A 25420-nucleotide genomic window follows, 5' to 3' on the forward strand; every position below is an offset into this window, starting at 1 on the left:
CGGGTGCTTCGATTCGCCGGTCCCTCACTCGAAGAGGCGTTGTCCCCACCATTCACCGGGACCGAGGCCCGGCGGGATCGCGAATACCGACGAGCCGTTGGGGATCAGGTACTCGGTCATCGCGTCTTTCCGGGACAAGGTCTGCTGCATGGGGACGAACTGCCGTCCGGTGTCGCGGTTGAACGCGATGAAGAACAAGCCCGCGTCGAGGTGACCGAAGCCGTCCGAGCCGTCGGTGAAGTTGTAACCGCGACGCAGGATCCGGACACCGCCGAGGTTGTCCGGGTGCGCCAGCCGCACGTGAGCGGTCCGCGGGATCACGGGTGACCCACCGGAGGTGACGACGAAGTCGGGGTCGTCGAACTCGTCGCTCTTGCCGAGCGGAGCGCCGGATGCCTTGGTACGGCCGACGATCTGCTCCTGTTCGAGCAGATGCGCACGGTCCCAGGGTTCGATGTCCATACGGATTCGTCGTGCGACGAGGTAGGTGCCGCCGGTCATCCACTGCGCGGACGGCGGGTTGTCCTCGGCGCCGACCCAGACCCAACGATCGAGCAGGTCGGTGTCCTCGGCCCGCAGGTTGTTCGTCCCGTCCTTGAAGCCGAACAGGTTACGCGGCGTCGACTGGGTCTGGGTGGTGGCCGATGTTCGGCCGAAACCCAGTTGGGACCAGCGCACGGAGACCACACCCACCCCCATCCGGGCGAGATTTCGGATCGCATGGACGGCGACCTGCGGGTCGTTCGCGCAAGCCTGCACACAGATGTCTCCGTAAGACCGTGCCGGCTCGATCTTCTCCGCCGCGAACATCGGGAGGTCCACCAGTGCAGCGGGTTTGCGATGAGCGATGCCGAAACGGTCGGGTCGATCGGGGTCGGCCGCGCCGGGACCGAACAGGCCCGGGCCGAATCCGATCGTCAGGGTGAGGTCGGCGGCCCCGAGGCCGAGGGCCTCCCCGGTGTCGGCCGGCGGTGTGTAGTCCCCGAGGCCGGTTGCGCCGTCGTCCACGGTTTCCTGGCCGCGGGTCATCCGTTCGGCGGCGTCGGTCCAGCGGCGGAGCATCGCGATCAGCTCGTCGCGGGAGTCGGTGATGACGTCGAAGCTGGCGAAGTGCAGGCGATCCTGTGCCTCGGTGACGATTCCGGCCTGGCGTTTACCGCGGAACTCGACGATCTGTGTCCGTGGCTCGTCCGAGGCCGCCGATGCGCGACCGACGGCCACCCCACCCGCCGCGACGAGGAGACCGGCGCCGGCACCGCCGATCATCGCCCGACGCGAGAACCCGCGGCGCGCGGGGTCGCCCGGCGCCTCGGGTGTCGGTGACTGCGGGTGGGTAGCCGGATCGGTCACTGCTGCAACACGATCCCGGGCACCTGCGAGAGTGTCGCGGAGAGCGCATCGATCTGATTCGAGAGCTCCTTGCGCTGGTCGGGTGTCACCTCGGTGTAGGACACGTAACCGTCGCCCGAGCGGTAGGTGTTGACCGAATCGCGCACTGTCGCGAACTGGGCGGTGATCTTGTCCATCAGTGCCTGATTCTTGGCCGAGATGATCGGTTGCATGGTGGCGATCGCGGTCTCGGAACCGTCGACGTTGGCGGCGAAGTCCCAGAGATCGGTGTGGGAGTAGCGATCCTCTTCACCGTCGATCTTCGTGGCGGCGACCTCGTCGATGAGTGCCTGCGGGCCCTTGACGAAAGAGCCTGTCTCGAAATCGAACTCCGGCTTGTTGACCTCGTCGCGCAGCGTTGTGACGTCGGCGAGCAACTGGTCGGCGATCGGGGCGATGGCCTGCGGGTTGTCGGTGGCGCGTGCGTTCTCGGCGTCGGCGGGGGTGATCTGTCCCGGCGCATCGCCGATCTCGGCGGGCGTGGGCGGCCAGAGGAAACGCTCGATGCGGTGGAAACCGGTGAACGGCAAGGTGCCGTCCTCGGTGTCGTCCCAGCGCATGTCGATCGCGGGATCGAGGTCGGGGAACGATTCGGCGACCGGCTCGATGCGCTCATAAGGTGTACGGGCCAAGCCGAACTGGGCCCGGGCGCCGTCGAGATCGCCGGACTTCACCTTGCCGACGAACTCGGACACCTGCGACTGCAGGGTGTTCACCTGATTGCGGACGTATTCAAGATACTGCGCTTTCGCCGCGGTGACATCGGAGGGTACGTCGGCCTTTTCTTTTCGATCGCCGGCGACGGTCAGGTCGGTGCGGATACCGGTCCCCACCATGCCCGGTTTGCACGCCACCGTGTAGGTGCCGGGTTCGACGATCTCGACACTCAGGTTGCTGGACAGGCCCGGTCCGATGTTCTCGACCTCGCCGAGGACACGGTTGTTGTTGCCGTAGACGTAGAACTCGGTCACCTTGCTGCCGGAGTTGGTGACGGTGAAATCGACGTTGCCGGTTGAGGCCTCGGTGCTCGCGAGATCGCAGGCATCGTTGGTCGACGTGACCGCGATGGCGCCGTCGGAACCGGCCTTCTCGGTACAGCCGGCGAGGAGCACGGGTACGACGACCACCGCGGCCGCAGCGGCGGCCCTGACGGTTCTGCGATTCACTGAGGGTTCCTCTCGGTCGCGGGCTTCGCGGTCGCGGAGCTCTGCGCTGTGTTCGGGCCTGGCCCGGTGTGCGGTCCTGTGTTCGACTCGGGTGCGGCGTCTGCGGGTAGGGCGGGCGCGGGCAGGGGACTGTGCTGCCGGCGCCAGAAGACGGTCAGGACAATGGCCACGTACGCGATCCACGCGATGACCTGCAGCACGGTGGGATCCGGCCGGAAGTTGAAGATGCCGCCGAGGATCGTGCCGTACCAGGACGAGGCGTCGTAGCCTGCGGATATGTCGAAGGCCACGGCATTGCCCCCGGGCAGCCATCCGACGGTCTGCAGCGCACCGATGCCGTAGGTGAGGATGCCGGCCGCCACGAAGATCAGGAAGATGCCGGTATAGGTGAAGAAGAGCCTGAAGTCGAGGCGGATGGCCCCCTGATAGATCAGTACCGTCAGTGCCACCGCAACGAGGACGCCCAGCAGCAGGCCGACCAGTGGCCACAACCCTCCGGAGACGCTCTCGGCGTAGCCGACCATCAGCAGGGCCGTCTCGAAGCCCTCGCGCCCGACCGCGAGGAACGCCAGGCCCAGGACCGACGCCCGGCCGGCGACGAGGGCTTGGGACATCCCGCTCTTGAGGTCCGCCGAGATGTGCGTCGCGGCCTTGCTCATCCACAGCACCATGAAGGTGACGATGACGACGGCGACGAGGGACGCGATCCCGGCGATGGTCTCGGCCGCGAGTGGGGTCATCGTGGAGGTGCCGAAGTGGATCACCAGGAAGATCGCGATGACCATGGCGATGGCGGCGCCCACGCCGGTCCAGATCCACACGAGCGCGTCGCGCCGGCCGGTCTTCACCACGTAAGCGACGAGAACCATGACCACTATGCCGGTTTCGAGGCCTTCGCGGAGGCCGATGAGGCCGCTGCCGAACATCTGCGTGAACGTCGACGGCGCATCGTTCGCCGCTGCGAACCACGCGTCGCCCGAAGCGACTACTGACACGAACCCGTCCCCTCCGACGCGGATCGCGCCGGCTACTTCGCTGAGGCTAACCACGCTCAGCCTGACCACGGAAACGTTAGCCCCGGAAACGCGTCCGGCATAGGGCACATCGCCTCATGTCGGGCAAGCAGACGCGGGAACCGGGCGCGGCCAGGAGTTTTGCGCACGGTGATTTGATGTCGTCTCGCAGTGCGGTGGGCGGAATGCCGGATTCGGGTCTGACCGGGAAGTCCTGCCCGACAATCCTCTGGGTCATCATGGGGGGCATGATCTCCACCCGCGACGGTGTCGACCGCGACAACGTGATCCTCGTCCACTGGCACGATCTGGGCAGGCATCTGGCGTGTTACGGCGCCGACGGGGTCGACAGCCCGGTGCTCGACGCGCTGGCCGGTGACGGTATCCGTTTCGCCGACGCACACGCGACCGCGCCGCTGTGCTCGCCCGCGCGGGGCTCTCTGTTCACCGGCCGCTACCCGCACCGCAACGGACTCGTGGGGCTGGCCCATCACGGGTTCGAGTACTTCCCCGACGTGCAGACGTTGCCGTCGCTGCTCGGCGGGGTGGGTTACCGCTCGGCGCTGTTCGGGATGCAGCACGAGAGCGCCGACCCGGCCAGACTCGGCTTCGATGCGGTGGATGTGTCCGATTCGCGGTGCGATTACGTGGTGGAGCAGTCACAGGACTGGTTGCGCCGCCATGCCGCAGACGGACGGCCGTTCTTCCTGACCGCAGGATTCTTCGAGACTCATCGGCCCTATCCGGCCGACGAGTACAAGCCCGCCGACACCACGAGCATTGCCGTGCCCGGGTTCCTGCCCGACACCGATGACGTGCGCGACGATCTCGCCGGGCTGCACGGGTCCATCACCAAGGCCGACGCCGCCGTCGGCCGCCTGCTGGACACCGTCGCCGAACTCGGTCTCGAGAGCTCGACGTGGATCGTGTTCGTCACCGACCACGGCCTGGCGTTCCCCCGTGCCAAGTCGACGCTGTACGCGGAGGGGACCGGTGTCGCGCTGATCATGCGTCCCCCGACGCGGCGGGAGATCGAACCGCGGGTCTACGACGACCTGTTCTCCGGCGTCGACCTGACCCCGACGCTGCTCGATCTGCTCGACGTGGACATCCCGGACTCCGTCGACGGCGACTCGCATGCGCCCGCGCTCGTCGAAGATGTCGAGCACGCCGTGCGGACCGAGGTGTTCACCGAGAAGACCTACCACGACGCGTTCGATCCGATCCGCGCCGTGCGGACCAAGGAGTACAGCTACATCGAGAACTATGCGGCCCGTCCGGCGTTGCTGCTGCCGCTCGACATCGCCGACAGCCTGTCCGCGAGATCGCTGGATCGGCAGGAGATCGACCGCGACCGTGCGCGCGTCGAACTCTACGACCTCCGATCCGATCCCTATGAGCGCAACAACGTCGCCGACGACCCGTCCTACGCGCAGGTGCGGTCCGCGCTGGCCGCGACGCTGGCCGGATGGCGCGCCGAGACGGGTGACGACCTGCCCGACGAGGCGACGGGTGCGGCTGTCGCGCAGGCGTTCATGGACGCCTTCCACGCCAAGGCCGCGCAGGTCGCGGCCGAGGAGGAGGCCCTGCCGTCGCGGCGGCCGCAGGGGGCCCGGCGCGAGCTGGCCGGGGAGATCACCTCGGGCGAACGCTGAGGGGAGTCGCGGCGTGAGCCCCGTCACCGATCGGTCGGCGTCGCGCCATTCAGGACACGGTCCCGGTGTCAAGGTTTTCGACCCACGTGAGCGTAAAAGGCCAGCTTGCGGCCGGTTTCCGGCTCGCTAGACTCACGTTCATGTCAGCAACGTCCTCTTCGGGACCGGCGAACTACCTGGTGTGCGCGAGCCAGCGCAGCGGCAGCACCCTGCTGGTGGAATCTCTCGCGGCCACCGGTGTCGCGGGCCGGCCCGAGGAGTTCTTCCAGTTCTTCCCCGCGTCGTCCCAGGCGCCGCAGCCACGTGAGTGGTTCGCCGGGGTCGCCGATCCCACGATCCTCGACCTCCTCGACCCCGTCGATCCCGGCGTGGTCGACGTCCGCGACGCGGGCACCTGGCGCGCCGATGTCCTGGACGCGGGGCGAACGGGCAACAAGGTGTGGGGCGGCAAGCTCATGTGGAACCAGACACCACTGCTGGTCGCGCGGACCCGTATCGCATCGGGCTCACTGCGGTCCGCGATCCGCTGGTTGTTCGACGGTGCCGACCCGCTGTTCGTCCACGTGTACCGTGACGACGTTGTGCCGCAGGCGGTCTCGATGTGGCGCGCGGTGCAGACCCGGGTGTGGCGGAACGACGGTTCCGACGCCGACGGTGACGACGCCGTGTACCACGCCGGTGGCATCGCGCACCTGGCCGGCATCCTCCGTGATCAGGAACTGCAGTGGCGCAACTGGTTCGCCGCCGAGGGCATCGAGCCTCTCGACATCGAGTTCCGGGAGCTGGTCGACGATCCCACGAAAGCGACCGCACGGGTGCTGGAGAGGATCGGGCAGGACCCGGCACTCGCACCCCCGCCGCCCCTCAAACCACAGTCCAATTCGCGGTCCAAGGAGTGGACCCGACGCTTCCGAGACGACGCCGAACGGAACGGGTATCCACTGTGACCACACTTGGTGAGACGACGATCGACGGCGCGGGGGCCGCGGGGTTCGACCACGTCGCCGCCATTCGCGTCCTGGAGGCCGAGGCGGTACACATCATCCGCGAGGTGGTCGCCGAACTCGAGCGACCTGTGCTCCTGTTCTCCGGCGGCAAGGACTCCATCGTTCTGCTCCGCCTCGCGGAGAAAGCATTTCGGCCCGCCCCGTTGCCGTTTCCGATCATGCACGTCGACACCGGGCACAACTTCGACGATGTGATCGAGTTCCGCGACCGTCGGGTCGCGCCGACCCCCGACAACCCGGAGGGCATCGAACTCATCGTGGCCTCGGTGCAGGAGTCCATCGACTCCGGCCGTGTGGCCGAATCCACCGAGGCCTCGGGTTCGCGGAACCGTTTGCAGACCCGCACGCTGCTCGACGCGCTCGAGAAGGGCGGATTCGACGCCGCGTTCGGCGGCGCCCGGCGCGACGAGGAGCGGGCGCGTGCCAAGGAGCGGATCTTCAGTTTCCGCGACGAGTTCGGTCAGTGGGATCCGCGCGCCCAGCGTCCGGAACCGTGGTCGCTCTACAACGGACGGATCCGCCGCGGCGAATCGGTGCGCGTGTTCCCGCTGTCGAACTGGACCGAGACCGACGTCTGGCGCTACATCGAACTCGAGGACCTCGAACTCCCGTCGATCTACTTCGCCGCCGAGCGGGAGGTGTTCGACCGGGACGGCATCCTGCTCGCCGTCTCGGAGTTCTCGCAGCCGTCGGACGCCGACGAGGTCCGCACCGAATGGGTGCGTTACCGCACCGTCGGTGACCTGACGATCACCGGCGCGGTGCGCTCACGCGCGACGACGATTCCCGAGATCATCGCCGAGATCAGCGAATCCACGGTCTCGGAGCGTGGCGAGACCCGCGCCGACGACCGCACATCGAGTGCCGCCATGGAAGATCGCAAGCGCGAAGGGTATTTCTGATGACTCTCACCACTCCGCGGCAGACCCCGAGTGCACACGGGACCGACACGGCGACAAGGCAATTCCTGCGCATTGCGACCGCGGGCAGTGTCGACGACGGGAAGTCCACTCTCATCGGTCGAATCCTGCATGACACGGGCAGCCTGCCGAGCGATCATCTCGCGGCGGTCACCGACCCCGACGGTGACATCGACCTCGCAGCTTTGTCCGACGGCCTGCGCGCCGAACGCGAGCAGGGCATCACGATCGACGTCGCCTATCGGTTCTTCTCCACTCCCACGCGCAGTTACGTGCTCGCCGACACCCCCGGGCACGAGCGGTACACGCGCAACATGTTCACCGGTGCCTCCAACGCCCACGTCGCGATCCTGCTCGTCGACGCGCGGCACGGTCTGCTGCGACAGACCCGGCGCCACGCGCGGATAGCGACGCTGGTCGGCGTGCCGCATGTGATCGCCGCGGTCAACAAGATCGACCTCGTCGACCACTCACAGCACCGATTCGACGAGATCCGCGCCGACCTGAACGAACTGGCCGTGCAGTTGGGGATCGCCGAGATCGAGGCGGTCCCGGTGGCGGCCAAACACGGCGACAACGTGGTGCACCGGTCCCCGAACACCCCTTGGTACGACGGTCCGACCCTCCTCGAGTACCTCGAGAACATCGAACTACACGCCCCCGCCCCGGTGACCGAAGAACTGCGCCTACCCATCCAGTGGGTGTCGCGTCCGAGCGAGTCGCACCGGCGTACCTACACCGGACGGCTCGCATCGGGGACTCTGCAGGTCGGCGACGAGATCGTCGTGCTCCCGTCGGGCAGCCGGTCGACCGTCACTGCCCTGGATACCCTGGACCCCGCGAGAGACGTTGCGGTGGCGCCACTCTCGATCGGTATCCAGATCGCCGACGACATCGACATCGGGCGCGGCGACGTCATCGTCAGCGGTGCGGAGGGCGCGCACGCGCCGGTACTGGCGCGCGAGATCGACGCGCACGTGTGCTGGCTGTCGACCTCGCCGCTGCGGGCGGGCGACCGCGTCGCCCTCAAACACGGACCGTCGACCGTGCGCGCCACCGTCCAGTCGCTGGAGCGCCGGCTCGATCCCGACACACTCATCGAGCATGTCGGGCCGGGGGAGCTGGTACTCAACGACATCGGCACGGTCACCCTGCGGACATCGTCGGTGGTGCCCTCGGACCCCTACGCGCACAACCGTGACACCGGCGCCTTCATCCTCATCGACGAGGCATCGAACGACACCGTCGGGGCGGGAACGATCCTCGAGCCCCGAGAGGTCATCCCCGGCAAGGCGACTCGCAACGACATCAAGTGGCACCCGAGTTCGCTCGCGCGGGCGGAGCGCTGGGCGCACACCGGTCAGCGTGGCGCGACGGTGTGGCTGACCGGACTGCCCGCATCGGGAAAGTCGACGGTCGCCGTCGCCCTCGAACGCGCAGTCGTCAGTCGAGGCCGGGTCGCCTACCTGCTCGACGGCGACAACATCCGCCACGGCATCTCCGACGACCTGGGTTTCTCGGCCGGGGACCGGGCCGAGAACATCCGCCGGGTGGGTCACGTCGCGCGCCTGTTCGCCGACGCCGGCGTCATCGCGATCGCGTCGATGGTGTCGCCGCTGCACTCCGATCGGGAGATCGCCCGCGAACTGCACCGGGCCGCCGACCTCGACTTCATCGAGGTGCACGTGTCGACCCCGGTGACCGAATGCGAACGGCGCGACCCCAAGGGCCTCTACGAGCGTGCCCGGCGCGGCGAACTGCGCGGGCTGACCGGCATCGACGCGCCGTACGAGAGCCCCGAACGCCCCGACCTGCGCTTCGACACCACCGGCGCCGACATCGACCGCCTGGCCTCGCTGGTGCTCGGCGCGCTGATGGATCGCGGCATCATGGACGGGTGAATTGCTGCCACCCTCCGGGACCGTCACCCGAGGACTCCCCGTCGGCGCGCCCGGTCGGACGGAACGTGTCCGGACGTCACCCGGTCGAGACCGTCGAGCTATCGGCCGCGAGTTTCGTGATGGGGGATGCCTTCGACGAGGGGTATCGCACCGACGGTGAGACCCCTGTGCACGACGTCGAACTCAGCGCGTTCTCGATCGACACGACCGCGGTGACCAACGCCGCGTTCGAGCGGTTCGTCGCGGCGACCGGTCACGAGACCGACGCCGAACGCTTCGGCGGGTCGGCGGTCTTCCACCTCTGCGCCACGGCACCGGGCGAACCCGTCGCCGCGACCCCCTGGTGGCTGGCTGTGCCCGGGGCATCGTGGCGCACGCCGACGGGCCCGGGGAGCACCGTCGACGACAAGGCCGATCACCCGGTGGTGCACGTCAGCCATGAGGATGCGTTGGCGTACTGCCGATGGGCCGGCCGCTCGTTGCCGACCGAGGCGCAGTGGGAATACGCCGCGCGGGGCGGCCGTTCCGGCGCGCGATATCCCTGGGGGGACGACTCCCCGTCGTCGGAGATGCCGCGCTGCAACATCTTCCGCGGCGACTTCCCGGACCGCCCGGACGCGGGCGTCGGAACGGTTGCGGTTCGGGAGTTCGAACCCAACGGCCACGGCCTGTACCAGTGCGCCGGCAACGTCTGGGAATGGTGTGCGGACAGGTTCAGCGCGCGGTACTACCGCGTCTCTGATCGCCGCGACCCGACGGGACCCGAACGGGGGAGCGCGCGCGTCCTGCGAGGTGGCAGCCACCTGTGCCGCGACTCCTACTGCCATCGTTATCGGGTCGCAGCCCGGTCGAACAACACACCGCACTCGTCCGCGAGCAACATCGGGTTCCGCACCGCGGGCTCGGCGCGGAGCTGACCGCGCCGTTCCGGCGGCGGGAACCCAGCGACCCCGTCGGCAGTTGTCTGGGTGAGGTGTGTGTCGATTTTCCGTCGACACCGCCGACTGTGCGATCGTGTTCGGTCGAGCGGGATCGGGTCGCCAGACATGTCCGATCGTGCGCGACCTGACGGGACCGAGACGGGAGTAGTGCTGGAATGCGTGTGCAGGGCCGAGGGCCGGAGCGTCGGAACTCGTGGAAGAACGGCGTCGTCGCCACGGGTGTGGCCGTCGCGTCATCGGTGCTGCTCGCAGGCTGTATCGATCTACCGTCGCTGACCAGGCCCGACATCCCGGAGGGCATCCCGCCCGGGGCGGGCGTGCCGCAGCCCTACATCGACATCAACGCACCCGGACGCACCGCGAACAAGATGCACGACTGGGCGGAACCGATCTCGGAGTCCACGGGCATCCCGATCGTGTCCCTGCAGGCGTACGGCAATGCCGCCGAGATCCAGCGTCAGCAGCACCCCGAGTGCGGTATCGCCTGGACGACGCTGGCCGGTATCGCCGGCGTCGAGAGCAAGCACGGCCGGTACCGGGGTTCCGAGGTCGCCGAGAACGGGGACGTCAGTCCTCCGATCAGGGGAGCCAAGCTCGACGGGACGCGCGGCAACATGGAGATCCGCGATACCGACGGCGGTGCCCTCGACGGCGATGCCACCCATGACCGCGCGATGGGCCCGTTCCAGTTCATCCCCGAGACGTGGAAGCGCTACGGTGTCGACGCCAACGGCGACGGCGTGCCCGATCCCGACAACATCGACGACGCGGCTCTCTCGGCCGCCCGCTACCTCTGCGTGTCGTCGGGCAACGACATGACCGACCCGGAGGGGTGGGAGAAGGCGGTCCGCACCTACAACAACTCGATGGCCTACGTCCTCGACGTGCGCGATCACGCGAACGCCTACTCGATCAACGTACGTTTCTGATCCGGTCCGGGGCAGACCCGGCGATTGCGCCGACCTTGTCACATGCGGCATCGATGCAGCCACTAGGCTCATCCCTATCGGTCGGCACCACAAGCCGGCCGTCGTCGGCGTAGGCGGCCCGAGAGTACGAATGCGCTCCTGAGATCGCCGGCGAAGCCGTACACCGAGATTGGGGTTGAGCCGTGGCAATCATCGAGCAGGTAGGTGCGCGTGAGATTCTCGATTCGCGGGGAAACCCGACGGTCGAGGTCGAGGTCGTCCTGGACGACGGCACGTTCACCCGCGCCGCTGTTCCGTCCGGTGCCTCCACCGGTGAACACGAGGCCGTCGAACTGCGTGACGGTGGTGAGCGGTACCTGGGCAAGGGCGTCACCAAGGCCGTCGAGGGTGTCCTCGGTGACCTGGCACCGGCCGTGATCGGTATCGAGGCCGAGGAGCAGCGACTCGTCGACCAGGCGCTCCTCGACTGTGACGGAACCCCCGACAAGAGCCGGATCGGCGCCAACGCGCTGCTGGGTGTCTCTCTCGCGGTGGCCAAGGGTGCCGCCGAGTCGGCCGGTCTGCCGCTGTTCCGCTACATCGGCGGACCCAACGCCCACATCCTGCCCGTGCCGATGATGAACATCATCAACGGTGGCGAGCACGCCGACAACGGCATCGACTTCCAGGAATTCATGATCGCGCCGGTGGGTGCGCCGACCTTCAAGGAAGCGCTGCGCTGCGGTGCCGAGGTCTACCACGCCCTTAAGGGCGTCCTGGGCAAGCAGGGTATGAGCACCGCTCTCGGTGACGAGGGGGGCTTCGCGCCCGACCTGCCGAACACCGAGGCGGCCATCGCGGTCATCGGCGAGGCGGTCGGCAAGGCCGGATACAACTTCGGCCGGGACGTCGTCATCGCTCTCGACGCCGCGGCGACCGAGTTCTTCTCCAACGGTGCCTACAAGCTCGAGGGCAAGGAACTCGGCGCTGACGAGATGGTCTCGTTCTACGAGAAGCTCATCAGCGATTTCCCGATCGTCTCGATCGAGGACGGTCTGTCCGAGGACGATTGGGACGGATGGGCCAAGCTGACCGAGTCGATCGGTGATCGGGTGCAGCTCGTCGGTGACGACCTGTTCGTGACCAACCCCGAGCGCCTCGAGGAGGGCATCTCCAAGGGCATCGCCAACGCGCTGCTGGTGAAGGTCAACCAGATCGGCACGCTGACCGAGACCCTCGATGCCGTCGCCCTTGCGCACAACAACGGATACAAGACGATGATGAGCCACCGGTCGGGTGAGACCGAGGACACCACCATCGCCGACCTCGCCGTCGCGTGCAGCTGCGGCCAGATCAAGACCGGTGCGCCCGCTCGTTCCGAGCGTGTCGCCAAGTACAACCAGCTGCTGCGCATCGAGGAAGGTCTCGGCGATGCGGCACGCTACGCGGGCGACCTCGCCTTCCCGCGATTCTCGTTTGGTTCGTGATTAGCTGTTTGCATGGCTTCGCAGCGACGTCACCGCGGTGACGGGCGTCAGCGTGGGCGCGATCGTCGGATAGACGCGCGCTCACGCGAACGTGCCCGTCGCACGCGGCGGCGCGCTCGGCCGGTGTCCCCTGAGACCCCGGAATCGGTGATCGAGACCGGCGAGCAGGAGCTCGTGTCCGACGCGCCCGATGACACCGGAGGCGACGACGCCACCACGACAGGCCGACGCCCGGGCCGGGCCCGCACGTCTGGCAACCGCGGTCGGGGCCGGTCCGGCGTCGGATCGCGGTTGCGCGGCTTCGAGATGACGCCGGCAACGCTGGCGACACTGGTGATCACCGTCGTCGTGGTGTGCGTGGTGGCGCTGACCCTGGCGATGCCGTTGCGGACGTACTTCAGCCAGCGGGCGGAGTTCCGACAGCTGACGGCGTCGAACGAACAGCTCCAGCGCGAGGTCGCCGACTATCAGCAGAAGGTCAACGAGCAGAACGATCCCGCCTACATCGAAGCGCAGGCGCGGACACGACTGCAGTTCGTCAAACCAGGAGAGATCCCGCTCGTGATGTTGTTCCCCGCCGAAGAAGCGCGTCGCGAGGCCGCCGAGCGCGCCGAGCAGCGCGCCCGCGCACCGTGGTACGGCAACCTCTGGGACACCCTGTCGACCCCTCCCGTGGCGCAGTGAGCCGGTGACGGTGGACGCCTCCGGCAGCGGAGTTTCCGCGGAGGATCTGGCCACGGTCGCGAGCCAGCTGGGTCGCGAACCGCGCGGGGTCCTCGAGATCAGCTATCGCACGCCCGACGGGCGTCCCGCCGTGGTGAAGACCGCACCGCGGCTGCCCGACGGCACCCCGTTCCCGACGCTGTACTACCTGACCGATCCGCGACTGACCGCCGAGGCCAGCCGCCAGGAGTCGGCGGGGGTGATGAAAGGCATGTCCGCCCGCCTGAACGAGGATCCCGATCTCGCCGCGGCCTACCGGCGCGCACACGACGATTACCTCGCCGAGCGCGACGCGATCGAGTCGCTCGGTACCGATTTCACCGGCGGCGGCATGCCGGACCGGGTGAAGTGTCTGCACGTCTTGATCGCCCACTCCCTCGCCAAAGGGCCGGGGGTCAACCCGCTCGGGGACGAGGCGGTGGCCCTCGCTGCGGCGAACGGGCTGCGCGGCACGGCGATTCCCGAAGATTGGCCGGGAGTCGAGGTCTTCGCGTCGCACGACGTGGAGCCCGGCGAATGACCGTCGTCGGTGCCGTCGACTGCGGCACCAACTCGATTCGTCTCCTCGTCGCCGAGCCGGGCGAGGACGGGCGGCTGGTCGATCTGCACCGCGAGATGCGGGTCGTGCGCCTGGGTTACGGCGTCGACGCGACGGGGATGTTCGCTGCGGAATCGATCGAACGGACACGCCTCGCCCTGGCCGACTATGTCGACACCATGGAATCGCTCGGCGTCGAGAAGGTGCGGATGGTGGCGACGTCGGCGACACGCGACGCCGCGAACCGCGACGAGTTCTTTGCGATGACCGCCGATCTGCTGGGCTGCGTGGTCACCGGCGCCGTCGCCGAGGTGATCTCCGGTGACGAGGAGGCGCGGCTGTCGTTCCGCGGAGCCGTCGGCGAATTGGATGCTGCCGGAGCACCTTTCGTGGTCACCGACCTCGGGGGCGGATCGACCGAGGTCGTCCTGGGTGATGCCGGCGGCGTCACCGCGGCCTACTCGGCGGACATCGGATGTGTCCGGCTCACCGAACGTGCCCTGCCCTCGGACCCGCCGACGGGAACCGAGATCGCCGCGGCCACCGAGTTCGCACGAGAGCGTCTGTCGGAGGCCTTCGCGGCCGTCCCGGTGGAATCCGCCCGTACGTGGGTCGGAGTCGCGGGCACGATGACCACGTTGGCCGCGCTCGGGGCCGGACTGCGGGAGTACGACTCGGACAGGATTCACCTCTCCCGAATCTCGCTGACCGACCTCGAACGGGTCTGCCGCGACCTGATCGGGATGACCCGAACCGACCGCGCTGCTCTGGGCCCCATGCATCCCGGTCGTGTGGACGTCATCGGCGGCGGCTCGCTGGTCACCCTGGAATTGGCGAGAGTGCTCGCCGAGCGCGCGAACATCACCGAACTGGTGGTGAGCGAACACGACATCCTCGACGGCATCGCGCTCGGAATCCTCGACTGAGCGTCCGGCGACCCGGTTACCATGCGAGGTATGGCATATAACTTGCGTTGCCCCTGCGGCGAATCCATCACCGCCCTCGAGAACGACTTCGTGCCGGCCGTGCAGGCGCACCTGTCCGCCGAACACCCGGGCCGGGATTACAGCGAGACCGAGATCATGATGATGGCGATGACGGTGCCCGACCGCTCGGTGAAGTCCGACGGCTGACCCCGCCCGCAAATCCACCACTGATGGACATACCCACCAACCCGAGGTTGGTGGGTATGTCCATCAGTGGTGGATCTACAGGGCTAGACGGTAGCCGGATTGCGAAGCGAGATGTTGTTGCAGGCCTCGCACACCGAATCGGGAATGACGCCGCGGCGCTGCAAGAAGCCGAAGATCGTGCACCCCAGGCAGAAGCCGAAGACCGACTCGAGGGTCGCGGCGGCAATGAGAACGCCGGTGGTGATCTGCGCGGCCAGCCCGAGACCGAGCAGACTCAGGACGAAGGCGGTGCCGCTGACGACGAGGCCGATCGCCTGGGCGAAACGCTTGGGCGGGCCCGGGACCAACTTCTCCTTGCGGACGACCTTGGGCACGAGGAGCCTCACCGACAGTTGTCCGAACGGCGACAGCGTCGGGCCGGAGGCGACGCGCAGGACGAACCCGAGCGCGAGCAGGCCATACAGCACCGGGGTGTCGATCGCGACCGCCACGATGGCCAGCGCGACGACCAGGCCGGCGGTTGTCCGCGCAGCATAGTCGTTCACGGGGTTGGGAAAGGTGAAGACCTCACGCACCGACATCGACAGAACCTCCATGACCTAGAAAAGCCAGGACCAAGCTACGGGCGCGGCCGCGCTTTGGCAAAGGTTGTATCCAGTCGGATTTCAAGGACGCCGGGTTCCGATACTCGCCAGGCGACGTCAGAGGTGGTCGATGTCGGGATCCATCCGCGGCTCCTCGGCCGCGATCTCCCGGGGATCGGCGACATCGGGCTCGTCCTGATCGGTCTCGCCACCATCGGAGGGCATCTCCGCTTCGCGTGAGATCTCGCCCTCCTGGTCGATACCGGCCTGTTCTCCGACGTCGATGCGGTCGGGAAGCTCGTCCATGGTCACTCCGGTCACCTTTCTCGCCTGTTCAGAATCGGCATACGGCTGATCGAGGTCGCCCTCGAAGTCCTCGACCTCGGGGGTGTCGGCGAATTCGGCGTCGATGATCCCGGACGTGTCGTGTCCGGACCCCGCGTCGGCCTTCGCCTTGCGCGCGGCTTCACGCATCTCGAAGCCGTCGGTGACGATCTCACCGATCTCGCGCGTCACCCCTGCGACCGCTCCGGTGATGATCGTGGCGATGCGGCCGACGTGGGTCGCGGTCGATTCGATCAATTCCTGGAACAGGTCCTTGTTGCGTTCGATGCTGTCGACCATCGTCTCGTGATTCCCCTCGGGTCGGTTGCGGGACGGTGCCAGTAGCAGTGTGCCCCGAGCGTACCCCCGGGGCACACTGATCAAACCGAGTCGACGTCCTTGTCAGGCGAGGTCTCTCAGGCGATGGCGCCCGGCTTCTCGCGTTCGACGATCACGGTGAGGTCGTCGTCGTCGCGGGTCATCCAGTTGGGCAGCGACAGCTTGGCGATCTTCTTCCACGTCGATGCGAGCTGGTGGCTGAGTGAGCCGGTGTTGTAGGGCAGCCCGTAGCGCTCGCAGATCTCCTGCACCTCGGCGGACATCTCCGGGTAGCGGCTGGCCGGCAGGTCGGGGAACAGGTGGTGTTCGATCTGGTGCGACAGGTTGCCGCTCATGATGTGGAACAGCGGACTGCCGGTGATGTTGGCCGAACCGAGCATCTGGCGCAGGTACCACTGACCCCGTGTCTCGTTCGCGCATTCCTCGGACGTGAACGTCTGAGCGCCGGTGGGGAAGTGACCACAGAAGATGATCGAGTACGTCCACACGTTGCGGACCAGGTTGGCGGTCGCATTGCCGACGAGCGTGGGCACGAACAGGGGGCCGGTGAGTGCGGGGAAGACGACGTAGTCCTTGAGCACCTGGCGGCCTGCCTTGCGCCACATGCCTTTCAGCAGGCCCTTGACGTCGCTCCACTTGCGCTTGCCCTGGATGACGTTCTCGGCTTCGAGGTCGTGCAACATGACGCCCCACTCGAACAGCAGCATGAGGGCCGTCGCGTACCCGAGGTTACCGAGGTAGTAGGGGTTCCACTTCTGGTCACGGTCCATGCGCAGGATGCCGTAACCGATGTCGCGGTCTTCGCCGATGATGTTCGTGAAGGTGTGGTGGAGGTAGTTGTGGCTGTGCTTCCACTGGTCGGCCGGACACACGGTGTCCCACTCGAACTCTCGCGAGTTGTAGGTGTCCTCACGCATCCAGTCGTACTGGCCGTGCATGACGTTGTGGCCGATCTCCATGTTGTCCAGGATCTTCGACACCGACAGGGCGCCGACGGCGGCGATCCATGCGGGCGGGAAGAACCCGAGGTACATGAGGGCCCGGCCCCCGATCTCGAATCCGCGCTGGGCGCGGATGACCTTGTACAGGTAGTCGCGGTCCTTCTGTCCCAGGTCGGCGACGATGCGGCTGCGCAGCTCGTCGAGGTCGCGGCCGAGGGCCTCGACCTGCTCGTAGGACAGGACAACGGTGTTGGGGTCGCGCCGGGGCGGTGTGTCGAGCGATTCGAGACGCCGTGCGGGCAGATTGTCGGCGACGGTCGGGTCGATGTCGCGGCTGATGTCGATGGTCATCGATGTGCCTCCTGTAGGTGAGGAGATGAATGGATCAGGGCGAGTTCAGCGGTGTCAGATCTCGACGTCGACCGAGCCGACGGGAGCGCTGATGCACAGCTGGATCTGGGTGTCGGACTCGTCGTCGATCTCGCCGGTCAGAACGTTGCGTGTGCAGCCGGACTTCTTCGTCGCGACGCAGGAGAAGCAGATCCCCATCCGGCACCCGGATTCGGGAGAGAGACCTGCGGCCTCGGCCTGGTCGAGGATCGGCCGACCGTCGTTGGTCGCCGACGCGTCGGACCGCGAGAAGGTGATCTCACCGTCGACCGAGTCGGGATCCACCGCCGGGGCGGCCAGCGTGAACGCCTCGCTGTGCAGCGGCTGGGAGATTCCGATCTCCTCGTGCGCGGCGGTGACGGCGTCCATCAGAGCTGCGGGGCCGCAGACGAACACGTCGGCGTCGGCCAGGCCGGGGATGCCGTCGAGGTGGTCGGCGGTGAAATGTCCGTCGCCGTCCTCGCGGGTGTGGTGCAGGCGCAGCTCGACATTCGGGTGGTCGGCTGCGAGCTGCACCAGTTCGTCGCGGTATGCGATGTCGGACGGGGTGCGTGCATAGTGCACGAACGTCACCGGGCCTGCGTACGATCGGGCGACGAGTGTTCTCAGCATTGAGAGTACAGGTGTAATCCCACTGCCGCCGCTCACGAACACTGCCGATGTCGGGTCGGTGTCGGGCAGGACGAAGTCGCCTTCGGCGTTCGACAGGCCGACGACGTCGCCGACCCGGGCGTGCTCGCGGAGGTGCTTGGAGACCAGGCCGTCGTCGTGGGCCGTGACGGTCAGCTCGATGTCTCCGTCGGGGCCCGCAGCGGCGTTGGCCGGCGAGAAGCAGCGGGTGTGACGCACTCCGTCGACAACCACCTTGAGCTGGACGAACTGTCCGGCCTCGTGTCCTTGCCATTGGCGGGTCGGGCGAATGGTGAGGCGTACGGTGCGCGAGGTGGGGTGGTCGACCCGGACGATCTCACCGCGCAGTTCTCGCCAGGTCATCATGGGATCTACCAGTTCGAGGTAGCGGTCGACCGGATGCGGCGACAGCGCTGCCTCGACGATCGATCCGACCAGGCGGCTCCACCGACCAGTGGTGGCGCCGTCCGTGCGGCGGGTCGGATTCTGGGGCGTGCGGATGCTCATGGGCTGGGCTCCGTTCCGGATATTTCGGTGTACATGTGTACACCCGATAGTGTGTCACGGGTCGGCAGGTGGGAGTCAAGCGTTCATCGACGTGACGGCCGTCACTACCGCTGACGGGTCCCGGGACTGGTGGCCGCCTGCGGCGCTTAGACTCGGCATGTGACACGCACCCGAGAGTCGAGCCAGCGCGACGCTCAGACGCGTGCCGATCGGAAGAATCAGACGCGGCAGGCTCTCTTGGACACGACGCGGTCACTGGTGGGCGAGCGCAGCTTCGGAAGCATCAGCCTGCGCGAGGTGGCCCGGGGTGCGGGGATCGTGCCGACGGCGTTCTACCGTCATTTCGCCTCGATGGAGGATCTCGGCGTCACGGTGGTCGAGGATTCGATGCGGGTGCTGCGCCGCGCGCTCCGTGACGGCAGGCGGGATCTGGCGGCCCGTGAGGCGATGCCGACGGCCAAGAACTCGCTCGCCATCCTGCTGCGGCACGTGCGGGAGAACGAGTCGCAGTTCCGCTTCCTCGTACGTGAGCAGCACGGTGGCATCGCGGAGATCCGTCGGGCCATCGACACCGAGCTCCGCCTGTTCTCCAAAGAACTCGCGATCGATCTGGCGCGGCTGCCCGATCTCGCACGCTGGCAATCCGACGATCTCGAGCTCGCCGCCGAACTGATCGTGACGATCATGCTGACCGCGGTGGCCGACCTGCTCGACGGCGAGTACCGGGGGCGCGGCGCGGAGAAGGAGATCGTCGAGCGCACCGAACGCCGTCTCGTCATGGTCTTCCTCGGAATGGGGCAGTGGCGTCCGACCACGGACTGACCTGCGGCCACCGGCTGTCGTAGCCTTCCCGCCCGGTGATTGTCGAATTGCCCTCAGCGCGATTTCAAAGGTGGTCCGGGCTCGGACCGGTGCAGAGACTGGGCGAGTGCACCGCGCGGATTCGTGGCGGTGTCGTGCCCGACTCCTGCCGACCGAGCGAAAGGTGCCCTCGCGGTGTCTCTGCATTTCCACTGGTTCCTGCCCACCTATGGCGACTCGCGCAATCTGATCGCGGGCGGGCACGGGAGTCAGATGACGGGGGACCGCCCGGCCGATCTGCGATACCTCAAGCAACTGGCCGGAGCGGCCGAGGCCAACGGCTTCGAGGCCGTGCTGACGCCGGCGGGTCTGTGGTGTGAGGACGCGTGGCTGACCACGGCCGCTCTGATCGATGCCACGGAGAGTCTCAAGTTCCTGGTGGCCTTCCGTCCCGGGCTCATCTCGCCGACCCTCGCCGCCCAGATGGCGGCCACCTTCCAATGGCATTCGCAGGGGCGGTTGCTCGTGAACGTCGTCACCGGCGGCGAGTCGAGCGAGCAGCGTGCGTTCGGCGACTTCCTGGCGAAGAACGCGCGGTACGAACGCTGTGACGAGTACCTGGAGATCATCCGGCGGCTCTGGACCGAGGAAGAGCCTGTCGATGTGGTCGGAAAGTACCTGCGCGTCGAAGGTGCGCAACTCGGACGACGCCCCGACCCGACTCCGGAGATCTTCTTCGGCGGGTCGTCGCCTGCCGCCGGTGATGTCGCGGCCAAGCACGCCGACACCTACCTCACCTGGGGTGAGCGTCCGGACGCGGTCGCCGAGAAGATCGCCTGGGTGAACGGTCTGGCCGCCGCGCAGGGGCGAGAGCTGAAGCACGGCATCCGTTTCCATGTCATCGCCCGCGAGACGTCGGAGCAGGCCTGGGCCGAGGCGGCCCGTCTGCTCGGTGCGCTCGACCCTGCCCAGGTGGCGACAGCTCAGCAGAATCTCGCGCGCTCGGAGTCCGAGGGGCAGCGACGCATGTCCGAACTGCACGGCCGCGGTGCGGGTTTCGGAGGTCTCGACGATCCGCATTCCCTCGAGATCCACCCCGGGGTCTGGGCCGGAGTGGGACTCGTTCGCGGCGGTGCGGGCACCGCGCTCGTCGGTTCCTACGACGAGGTCGCCGCGCTCATCGCCGAATACGCGGCATTGGGGCTCGACCACTTCATCCTGTCCGGTTATCCGCACCTCGAGGAGGCCTACCACTTCGGCGACGGAGTCCGGCCCGCCCTCGCCCGGCTCGGACTGCTCGACCCGGCCTCGGCCGGCCCGTCCGAGGCCGTGCGTACCGCGTTCCTGCCGCGCCTGCAAGCCGCATCATCCTGACCCACAATCCTTTTCACTCTCACCACGTCACCGAAACCTCGCGGAGGTAGCCATGTCCACCGAGTCCATCGCGGACCAGATCAAGTTCGCCTACTGGGTGCCCAACGTCAGTGGCGGCCTGGTCACCAGCACCATCGAGCAGCGCACCAGCTGGGATTACGACTACAACGTGAAGCTCGCCCAGACGGCCGAGAACAACGGTTTCGAGTACGCGCTGTCCCAGGTCCGATACGAGGCGAGCTACGGCGCCGAGTTCCAGCACGAGTCCACGAGTTTCAGTCTCGCGCTGCTGCTCGCGACGCAGCGTCTGAAGGTCATCGCCGCGGTGCATCCGGGGTTGTGGCATCCGGCCGTCCTGGCGAAGCTGGGGGCGACCGCCGATCACCTGTCCAACGGCCGTTTCGCCATCAATGTCGTCAGCGGGTGGTTCAAGGACGAGTTCACCCATCTCGGCGAACCCTGGCTCGAGCACGACGAGCGGTATCGGCGCAGTGGCGAATTCCTCGAGGTGATCCGCAAGATCTGGACCGAGGACAACGTCGACTACCGGGGCGATTTCTACCGCATCCACGACTTCACGTTGAAGCCCAAGCCGCTCAACACTTCCGAGCGTCCCAATCCCGAGCTGTTCCAGGGCGGGAACTCCTCGGCTGCTCGCAACAACGGCGGACGCTACGCCGACTGGTACTTCTCCAACGGCAAGGACTTCGACGGCGTCACCGAACAGCTCGACGATCTCCGCGCCGTCGCCCGAGCCCACGAGCGTGAGGTGAAGTTCGGGCTCAACGGCTTCATCATCGCGCGCGACACGGAGAAGGAGGCTCGCGACACCCTGCGCGAGATCGTCGAGAAGGCCAATCGCCCCGCGGTGGAGGGGTTCCGGGACGCGGTCCAGCAGGCGGGCAACTCGACCGGCGACAAGAAGGGCATGTGGGCCGACTCCTCGTTCGAGGACCTGGTCCAGTACAACGACGGTTTCCGTACCCAGCTGATCGGTACCCCGGAGCAGGTGGCCGAGCGCATCGTCGCCTACAAGCGTCTGGGCGTCGACCTCTTCCTGGGAGGCTTCCTGCACTTCCAGGAGGAGATCGAGTACTTCGGAGCGAAGGTCCTGCCGCTCGTCCGCGAGATCGAGGCCGCGCAAGCGCCCGCGGGGGTGGCGTGACCGCAGTGGACCAGGCCCGGGTCGGCGCAGCCGCGCGTCTCGGGTCCGAGGCCGAGGCGTTGTCGGTGGCACGCGAACTGGCGGCCGAATTCGCTGTCGGCGCGGCCGAACGGGACCGCGACCGGCGCCTGCCCCACGCCGAGATCGACCGCCTGTCCCAGTCGGGCCTGCTCGCACTGACGGTGCCGGCGCGCTTCGGCGGGCTCGATGCCCGACCCGGCTTGCTGGCCGAGGTCGTCTCCATCCTGGCGGCCGCGGACGCGAGCATCGCCCAGATCCCGCACAGCCACTTCGTCTACCTCAATCTGGTCCGGTTGTCGGCGCGAGAGCCGCTGCAGGAGCGCATCTTCACCGAGGTTCTGGGCGGCGGTCGAGTCGCCAATGCCCAATCTGAGCGCGGCGGCAAGACGGTCGCCGACATCTCCACCCGTCTGAGCTCCGGGGGCTCGACCTCGCGATTCGTTCTGGATGGGGAGAAGTTCTACTGCACGGGTTCGTTGTTCGCCGACACCCTGGCCGTGCTGGCCCGAGCGGAGTCGACCGACGGGACCCTGCCCGCGGGAGATTATGTGGCCTTCATTCCCGCCGATTCGCCGGGCGTGGAGATCGTCGACGACTGGGACGCCGTCGGCCAGCGCACGACGGGCTCGGGAACGGTTCGCTTCTCGGGGGTCGACGTCGGCATCGACGACCTCGTGGAGCGAGCGCCGGCCACATCGGCGCCGACGGGTTATGGAGCCTTCGCCCAGCTGCTGCACGTCGCGATCGACGTCGGTATCGCTCGGGGGGCACTCCGCGAGGCGTCGGAGTTCGTCCGTACCAAGTCGCGACCCTGGTTCGAGGCGGGTGTCGAGCGTGCCGTCGACGATCCGTTGGTGGTGCAGCGGTTCGGCGAGCTGGAGGTCGATGTCGCGGCCGCGGAGGCGACGCTCGCGGCGGCGGGCCGTCGGGTCGACGAGGTGACGGGCGGCGCTCACCCGACAGCGGCACGCGGCGCGGTCGCCGAGGCGTCGATCGCGGTGGCGACCGCCAAGGCCGTGGCGGACCGGGTGGCGACACCCGTGGCGTCGGCCCTGTTCGAGGTGAGCGGCACCCGCAGCGCTGCGGCGGGAGCCGGACTGGACCGCTACTGGCGCGACGCGCGGACGCACACCCTCCACGATCCGGTGCGGTGGAAGTACCAGCACATCGGTCGCTGGGTGCTCCGCGGCGAGGAACCCCCGCTGCACGGCGTGATCTAGTCGACGACCGCGCTCAGAGGTAACGGCCGACGTGCGAGAGCGCCTTCTTCGGCGTCTTGGCGTCGAAGCCGTCGCCGATGGCGCGTAGCTTCCACTCACCCGCGTCGCGACTGATGACCGCCATCGCGACGGCGGTGAACGGCATCCCGCCCTGGAGTGTGAACCGTGCCAGCTCGGCGGACGTGGTCTCGTCGACGAGTCGGCAGTAGGCGTTCTCGATCCGCTCGAAGGTGTGCCCACGGTACGACGTGACGATGAACATCAGGGCATCGATCCGCTCCGGGACCGATTGCAGCGCAACACGGATGACTTCGTCGTCGCCGGCCCCCTCGCCGGTGAGGTTGTCGCCGGAATGCAGGACCGAACGGTCCTTGGAGTTCAGGTGGCCGTAGTAGACGGTCTCGACGCACTTGTCGCCGGAGAACATGAGCACCGACGCGTCGAGGTCGATCGAACCGCCACGACCGAGGCCGCCGCGGACCGGATCCCAGCCGAGTCCCATGCGGATGTCGGTCAGGTGGACACCGCCCTCCTTGCGGAGCGTGACCTTCTGGCCCTTGGTCAGGCTGACCGGCCGGTCCTTGCTCAGGCTGATCTCGGGAGCGCGCGACGGAGCTGCCGGGGCGGGGGCCGGCGGGGCGGCGGGCGGTGCGGGTGTCGGCGGAGCGGGTGTCGGCGGAGCGGCAACGGGTGCGGGAGCCGGGGCGGCGGGCTCGTCGTCGACGCTGACGCCGTGGTCTCGGACGAGATCGGCGAAGCCGCCCGCGTACCCCTGGCCGACCGCGCGCACCTTCCAGTCACTGTTGCGCCGGTAGACCTCCAGCGCGATGACCACCGACTCGGTCGCGAGGCCGGCGATGGCGTACTCATACAGCTCTCGGCCCCGGGCGTCGGCGACCCGCGCCACCGGAGGGGCGAACCGCCCGAAGGTCGACGACGCGTCGTCGAGGGTGATGACCGCGCGGACCGCGTCGACGTCGGCGGGGATGCCCGCGGTCGAGATATGCAGCTGCGCCGTGCCGCCGGGCACGGGCTGCAGTCGGACGCCGGGTCCGCTCGGCTGGTTGTAGAACACGAAGTCGTCGTCGCTTCGCACGACCCCGCGATCGGTGACCAGGAGCGCGGACAGGTCGGCGGCGGTGGCGAGGTCCACCGAGATCACGACGTCCGGGGTCGACAGCGGGCCGTTCTGTCCCTTGCTCAGCGCAGGCATGTCCGGAGTGGTTCCTCACGTGGTCGGGGTGTGCCGGACAAATCCGGCACCTTCGACGCACAGCGTAGTTTGTCGGCCCGGCTGGGTCGGTCGAGCGCAGGAGGGAGATTCACGCTCCGGGGATGTGGCACCGGTCCCGAGAAGGTTCCGATTGCATATACGGCATGGTGGTGGCGCTGGTCCGGCCGTAGGCTTCTGTGTCTGAAGTGACTCAGGAGAAAATTGTGAAAGTTGTGACGAGAATCGCGGTCATGGTCGGCGCCCTGACGATGTCCTTGGTCGTCGGCGCGGGTTCCGCGACGGCGATTCCGCTGCCGACACTGCCCCCGCTCCCGGAACCGTTCGCGTCGTGGTTCAAGCCACCCGAGCCGGTCGACAAGAAGCTGGCGCGCAGCTACGCGGCGTTGCAGAAATCCATGCGCACCACCCTGCCCGGTCAGCTGGGGATCGCGATCGTGCCGGTCGGGAGCGAGCAGGTGATCTCGCTGGGGACGCTCAAGTCCGGGCGCGCATGGTCGACGATGAAGGTGCCGGTGTCGCTCGCGGCGCAACGACAGCGAGGCGCGGCGGTCGCGAAGATGGAGGACCGGGCGATCACGTTCTCCGACAACGATGCCGCGGGCGAACTGTGGGGGCTGCTCGGAGGCGGACACGCCTCGGTCGACGCCGTCACCAACGTCTTGCGCGAAGGGCACGACACGCGCACGCACGTGTCGTCCGAGGTCGACAACCCGCCGTCGTACCCGGGCCACACCGCTTGGGCGCTGCGCGACCAGGCCGTCTTCGCCGCGCACCTCCCGTGCTTTCCCGACAGCGAACACCTCGTCCGGCTGATGAGCGCGGTGGCACCCAACCAGCAATGGGGTATCGCCAGGGTGGGCCGGGCACAGGGCGCCGTGACCGCCGTCAAGGGCGGCTGGGGTCCCGCGACCTCGAAGTCGCAAGGCCACCTCGTCCGGCAGCTGGGCATCATCAGCACCACCGGCGGTCAGGTCGCGGTGTCGATGGCCGCGATCCCCCGCAGCGGGTCGTTCACCGACGGCACCAAGATGCTGACGCGCCTGGGCAATTGGCTCGGCAAGAACCTCGCCGATCTGCCGAAGGGCAGGTGCTGATCCGCGCCGCGGATC

At 67.8% G+C, this 25420-nt stretch carries 24 protein-coding genes; 16 read left to right on the forward strand and 8 right to left on the reverse strand.

The features are described 5' to 3' along the window. Window positions 1-24: 24 nt before the first annotated feature. The 3 genes from efeB to efeU are packed head-to-tail and all read right to left on the reverse strand — an operon-like array spanning window position 25 to window position 3481. Complete coding sequence (efeB, locus tag ACSUZC_RS07355; RefSeq protein ID WP_439032196.1) at window positions 25-1350, reverse strand: iron uptake transporter deferrochelatase/peroxidase subunit; 1326 nt, start codon at window positions 1348-1350, stop codon at window positions 25-27. After that, complete coding sequence (efeO, locus tag ACSUZC_RS07360; RefSeq protein ID WP_439032197.1) at window positions 1347-2555, reverse strand: iron uptake system protein EfeO; 1209 nt, start codon at window positions 2553-2555, stop codon at window positions 1347-1349. Before efeO ends, efeB begins: the two co-directional genes overlap by 4 nt. Beyond that, a complete protein-coding gene (gene efeU, locus ACSUZC_RS07365; RefSeq protein WP_439033029.1) occupies window positions 2552-3481 on the reverse strand; it encodes an iron uptake transporter permease EfeU in 930 nt (309 codons plus the stop codon). Before efeU ends, efeO begins: the two co-directional genes overlap by 4 nt. A 335-nt stretch (window positions 3482-3816) precedes the next feature. Here efeU and ACSUZC_RS07370 point away from each other — a divergent pair, with 335 nt between their 5' ends. The 11 genes from ACSUZC_RS07370 (at window position 3817) to ACSUZC_RS07420 (ending at window position 14781) form a co-directional block, all read left to right on the forward strand. Then, the gene (locus tag ACSUZC_RS07370) at window positions 3817-5223 is read left to right on the forward strand and encodes a sulfatase family protein (protein WP_439033030.1); all 1407 of its coding nucleotides are present in this window, start codon (window positions 3817-3819) and stop codon (window positions 5221-5223) included. A 140-nt stretch (window positions 5224-5363) separates the two neighbouring features. Next, window positions 5364-6170: a trehalose 2-sulfotransferase gene (gene stf0 / locus ACSUZC_RS07375; protein ID WP_439032198.1), complete on the forward strand. Its 807-nt coding sequence runs from the start codon at window positions 5364-5366 to the stop codon at window positions 6168-6170. Next, entirely contained in the window at window positions 6167-7132 is a 966-nt protein-coding gene (gene cysD, locus ACSUZC_RS07380) for a sulfate adenylyltransferase subunit CysD (RefSeq protein ID WP_439032199.1), read from the forward strand. The genes stf0 and cysD overlap by 4 nt, the downstream gene beginning before the upstream one ends. Beyond that, the gene (cysC, locus tag ACSUZC_RS07385; protein ID WP_439032200.1) at window positions 7132-9051 is read left to right on the forward strand and encodes an adenylyl-sulfate kinase; all 1920 of its coding nucleotides are present in this window, start codon (window positions 7132-7134) and stop codon (window positions 9049-9051) included. The genes cysD and cysC overlap by 1 nt, the downstream gene beginning before the upstream one ends. Window positions 9052-9116: 65 nt before the next feature. Continuing rightward, the gene (locus ACSUZC_RS07390) at window positions 9117-9968 is read left to right on the forward strand and encodes a formylglycine-generating enzyme family protein (protein WP_439032201.1); all 852 of its coding nucleotides are present in this window, start codon (window positions 9117-9119) and stop codon (window positions 9966-9968) included. Window positions 9969-10147: 179 nt separating this feature from the next. Further along, entirely contained in the window at window positions 10148-10921 is a 774-nt protein-coding gene (locus ACSUZC_RS07395; RefSeq protein WP_439032202.1) for a lytic transglycosylase domain-containing protein, read from the forward strand. 182 nt (window positions 10922-11103) lie between these two features. Further along, a complete protein-coding gene (eno, locus tag ACSUZC_RS07400; RefSeq protein ID WP_064569250.1) occupies window positions 11104-12387 on the forward strand; it encodes a phosphopyruvate hydratase in 1284 nt (427 codons plus the stop codon). Between the two features lie 12 nt (window positions 12388-12399). Next, on the forward strand, window positions 12400-13071 hold the full coding sequence (locus ACSUZC_RS07405; RefSeq protein ID WP_439032203.1) for a septum formation initiator family protein: 672 nt from the start codon (window positions 12400-12402) through the stop codon (window positions 13069-13071). A 10-nt stretch (window positions 13072-13081) separates the two neighbouring features. Beyond that, on the forward strand, window positions 13082-13630 hold the full coding sequence (locus tag ACSUZC_RS07410; RefSeq protein WP_439033031.1) for a DUF501 domain-containing protein: 549 nt from the start codon (window positions 13082-13084) through the stop codon (window positions 13628-13630). After that, complete coding sequence (locus ACSUZC_RS07415) at window positions 13627-14574, forward strand: Ppx/GppA phosphatase family protein (protein ID WP_439032204.1); 948 nt, start codon at window positions 13627-13629, stop codon at window positions 14572-14574. The genes ACSUZC_RS07410 and ACSUZC_RS07415 overlap by 4 nt, the downstream gene beginning before the upstream one ends. A 30-nt stretch (window positions 14575-14604) precedes the next feature. Further along, window positions 14605-14781: a hypothetical protein gene (locus ACSUZC_RS07420; protein WP_439032205.1), complete on the forward strand. Its 177-nt coding sequence runs from the start codon at window positions 14605-14607 to the stop codon at window positions 14779-14781. A gap of 83 nt (window positions 14782-14864) precedes the next feature. Here the strand turns inward: ACSUZC_RS07420 and ACSUZC_RS07425 are convergent, their stop codons facing one another. The 4 genes from ACSUZC_RS07425 to ACSUZC_RS07440 form a co-directional block, all read right to left on the reverse strand. Next, window positions 14865-15362 carry a DUF4395 domain-containing protein gene (locus tag ACSUZC_RS07425; RefSeq protein ID WP_439032206.1) on the reverse strand — a complete coding sequence of 166 codons (498 nt, stop codon included), beginning with the start codon at window positions 15360-15362 and terminating at the stop codon, window positions 14865-14867. A gap of 120 nt (window positions 15363-15482) precedes the next feature. Further along, window positions 15483-15989 (reverse strand): hypothetical protein, encoded by a 507-nt coding sequence (locus tag ACSUZC_RS07430; protein WP_439032207.1) that lies wholly within the window; start codon window positions 15987-15989, stop codon window positions 15483-15485. A gap of 116 nt (window positions 15990-16105) precedes the next feature. Beyond that, window positions 16106-17320 (reverse strand): fatty acid desaturase family protein, encoded by a 1215-nt coding sequence (locus ACSUZC_RS07435; protein ID WP_439032208.1) that lies wholly within the window; start codon window positions 17318-17320, stop codon window positions 16106-16108. Window positions 17321-17374: 54 nt separating this feature from the next. Next, entirely contained in the window at window positions 17375-18496 is a 1122-nt protein-coding gene (locus ACSUZC_RS07440; RefSeq protein WP_439032209.1) for a ferredoxin reductase, read from the reverse strand. A gap of 159 nt (window positions 18497-18655) precedes the next feature. Here ACSUZC_RS07440 and ACSUZC_RS07445 point away from each other — a divergent pair, with 159 nt between their 5' ends. From ACSUZC_RS07445 to ACSUZC_RS07460, 4 genes are all read left to right on the forward strand, one after another. Further along, the gene (locus ACSUZC_RS07445) at window positions 18656-19318 is read left to right on the forward strand and encodes a TetR family transcriptional regulator (protein ID WP_238422654.1); all 663 of its coding nucleotides are present in this window, start codon (window positions 18656-18658) and stop codon (window positions 19316-19318) included. Window positions 19319-19492: 174 nt separating this feature from the next. Beyond that, window positions 19493-20671, forward strand: a complete 1179-nt coding sequence (locus tag ACSUZC_RS07450) for an LLM class flavin-dependent oxidoreductase (protein ID WP_439032210.1) — start codon at window positions 19493-19495, stop codon at window positions 20669-20671. A 52-nt stretch (window positions 20672-20723) separates the two neighbouring features. Then, window positions 20724-21836: a dimethylsulfone monooxygenase SfnG gene (gene sfnG, locus ACSUZC_RS07455; protein ID WP_439032211.1), complete on the forward strand. Its 1113-nt coding sequence runs from the start codon at window positions 20724-20726 to the stop codon at window positions 21834-21836. Then, window positions 21833-23077 (forward strand): SfnB family sulfur acquisition oxidoreductase, encoded by a 1245-nt coding sequence (locus ACSUZC_RS07460; RefSeq protein ID WP_439032212.1) that lies wholly within the window; start codon window positions 21833-21835, stop codon window positions 23075-23077. The genes sfnG and ACSUZC_RS07460 overlap by 4 nt, the downstream gene beginning before the upstream one ends. Before the next feature lie 13 nt (window positions 23078-23090). On the opposite strand, the gene ACSUZC_RS07465 is transcribed toward ACSUZC_RS07460, so the two are convergent. Then, window positions 23091-24290, reverse strand: a complete 1200-nt coding sequence (locus tag ACSUZC_RS07465) for a TerD family protein (RefSeq protein WP_439032213.1) — start codon at window positions 24288-24290, stop codon at window positions 23091-23093. 251 nt (window positions 24291-24541) lie between these two features. Here ACSUZC_RS07465 and ACSUZC_RS07470 point away from each other — a divergent pair, with 251 nt between their 5' ends. Continuing rightward, window positions 24542-25405 carry a hypothetical protein gene (locus ACSUZC_RS07470; RefSeq protein ID WP_439032214.1) on the forward strand — a complete coding sequence of 288 codons (864 nt, stop codon included), beginning with the start codon at window positions 24542-24544 and terminating at the stop codon, window positions 25403-25405. The last annotated feature ends 15 nt before the right edge of the window (window positions 25406-25420 follow it).

The sequence above is a fragment of the Gordonia terrae genome (genome assembly GCF_051789125.1).
In the GTDB taxonomy this organism is placed as follows: domain Bacteria; phylum Actinomycetota; class Actinomycetes; order Mycobacteriales; family Mycobacteriaceae; genus Gordonia; species Gordonia terrae_A.

What these genes read in the sequence shown, in the direction of transcription:
- efeU (WP_439033029.1), bottom strand. Translation starts at nt 3,481, where the DNA reads ATGTTCGGCAGCGGCCTCATCGGCCTCCGCGAAGGCCTCGAAACCGGC.
- ACSUZC_RS07370 (WP_439033030.1), top strand. Translation starts at nt 3,817, where the DNA reads ATGATCTCCACCCGCGACGGTGTCGACCGCGACAACGTGATCCTCGTC.
- stf0 (WP_439032198.1), top strand. Translation starts at nt 5,364, where the DNA reads ATGTCAGCAACGTCCTCTTCGGGACCGGCGAACTACCTGGTGTGCGCG.
- cysC (WP_439032200.1), top strand. Translation starts at nt 7,132, where the DNA reads ATGACTCTCACCACTCCGCGGCAGACCCCGAGTGCACACGGGACCGAC.
- ACSUZC_RS07395 (WP_439032202.1), top strand. Translation starts at nt 10,148, where the DNA reads ATGCGTGTGCAGGGCCGAGGGCCGGAGCGTCGGAACTCGTGGAAGAAC.
- ACSUZC_RS07405 (WP_439032203.1), top strand. Translation starts at nt 12,400, where the DNA reads ATGGCTTCGCAGCGACGTCACCGCGGTGACGGGCGTCAGCGTGGGCGC.
- ACSUZC_RS07415 (WP_439032204.1), top strand. Translation starts at nt 13,627, where the DNA reads ATGACCGTCGTCGGTGCCGTCGACTGCGGCACCAACTCGATTCGTCTC.
- ACSUZC_RS07420 (WP_439032205.1), top strand. Translation starts at nt 14,605, where the DNA reads ATGGCATATAACTTGCGTTGCCCCTGCGGCGAATCCATCACCGCCCTC.
- ACSUZC_RS07425 (WP_439032206.1), bottom strand. Translation starts at nt 15,362, where the DNA reads ATGTCGGTGCGTGAGGTCTTCACCTTTCCCAACCCCGTGAACGACTAT.
- ACSUZC_RS07430 (WP_439032207.1), bottom strand. Translation starts at nt 15,989, where the DNA reads ATGGTCGACAGCATCGAACGCAACAAGGACCTGTTCCAGGAATTGATC.
- ACSUZC_RS07435 (WP_439032208.1), bottom strand. Translation starts at nt 17,320, where the DNA reads ATGACCATCGACATCAGCCGCGACATCGACCCGACCGTCGCCGACAAT.
- ACSUZC_RS07440 (WP_439032209.1), bottom strand. Translation starts at nt 18,496, where the DNA reads ATGAGCATCCGCACGCCCCAGAATCCGACCCGCCGCACGGACGGCGCC.
- sfnG (WP_439032211.1), top strand. Translation starts at nt 20,724, where the DNA reads ATGTCCACCGAGTCCATCGCGGACCAGATCAAGTTCGCCTACTGGGTG.
- ACSUZC_RS07465 (WP_439032213.1), bottom strand. Translation starts at nt 24,290, where the DNA reads ATGCCTGCGCTGAGCAAGGGACAGAACGGCCCGCTGTCGACCCCGGAC.
- ACSUZC_RS07470 (WP_439032214.1), top strand. Translation starts at nt 24,542, where the DNA reads ATGGTCGGCGCCCTGACGATGTCCTTGGTCGTCGGCGCGGGTTCCGCG.